This window comes from Mesorhizobium sp. M7A.F.Ca.CA.002.04.1.1, from assembly GCF_004022805.1.
GTDB lineage: Bacteria > Pseudomonadota > Alphaproteobacteria > Rhizobiales > Rhizobiaceae > Mesorhizobium > Mesorhizobium ciceri.
Genome location: NZ_RZPL01001080.1, coordinates 1 through 1,222 on the forward strand (window position 1 = coordinate 1; position 1,222 = coordinate 1,222).

Sequence of the window (1,222 nt, forward strand, 5' to 3'; positions counted from 1 at the left end):
CTATGCGGCCGGCGACGTGCGTCGTGGCCAGTCGCTGGTCGTCTGGGCGATCCGCGAGGGCCGCCAGGCTGCGCGCGCGATCGACGAGGCGTTGATGGGGTCGAGCGTTCTCCCGCGCTGAGCCCGGCCTCAGAGCCGCGCTGCGAGACTAACGATTGATCGCGGTCGTGGTGTCGGTCGCGGCTGCGGCCTTCGGCGGCCAGGAGAAGTCGTCAGCGCGGCCGGGCGATGCAATCGGTGCCTTGCCCTCGACCACAAGCTTTTCACCGGGCAGGTCCGGATTGGCCTTAGCCGGCGGTGCCGCGCCAAGCAGCTCCGAGCCGCCGTCGAGTGCCGGATCGCTGAGCAGCATCGGCGCGGTGCGGTCGATGACGATGGGGGGCGCGGCCGGCGCCGGCGTCTCGACAGGGGCGCCCGCCGGAGCGGACGGTGTAATCATGCTTCCCGGCGCGGTCAGGCCGAGGATCTTCAGCAGCGGTTTTTCGGTGTAGAAGGCGAGCTTGCGCTTGCCCGCCTTCGAGATATTGATGCCGTCATCGGCGCGCAGCCGCACCGGCTGGCCGTTGATGTCGGGGCCGCTGGTGACGAAGGCGCCGTTCTCGTCGACAAAGCCGTCCCAGATATCGACGAATTCGCCGCCATGGCTTTCTGCGGCCTGATGGTAGATGTCGTTGAAGGCAAGCATATCCGAGGTCATCTTCGGCACCCGGAACGCCGGCATGCCGACCCAAAGGAAGGGGACCTTGGCCGCGGCGATGGCTTTGCCCAGCGCGTCGGTCCTGCGTTCATATTCCTTGGTCCAGTTCTCGGAACGTGGCTGTTCGCGCACGTCGCCCACCTTCATCGACTGGCGGTCGTTGGAGCCCAGCATGACGATCACGGCGGCGGGTTTTTCGGTCTCGATCAGCGATTTGATCTGTTCGGGCCAGTTGTAGAAATCATCGCGCACGAAGCCGGACGAGCCATTGCTGCGAACGACGATCCTGACGCCGGCATTCTCTGCGAAAGCGCTGTCGAGGCCTTCGGCGAGGCCGGCCGCCATGAAGTCGCCGACCACCAGGACGGTGCGCGCGTCCGGCGCCTTGTCGACCACCGGGATTTCCGGTTCCGCGGGCGGGCGCGGGGCGCGGGGTTTTTTCGCCTTGGGCCTGGGCCTCGGCTTCTGGATATCCAAGGGCGGCTCAATGCGCTCGCTGCGGCGCGGAAACAAAAGGTCGCGCAA

At 66.9% G+C, this 1,222-nt stretch carries 1 protein-coding gene; it reads right to left on the bottom strand.

Annotated elements, in window-relative coordinates:
* Positions 1-148 precede the first annotated feature (148 nt).
* On the bottom strand, positions 149-1,222 hold a 1,074-nt coding region (locus ENZ75_RS32295; RefSeq protein ID WP_128278634.1), incomplete at its 5' end, for a DUF459 domain-containing protein.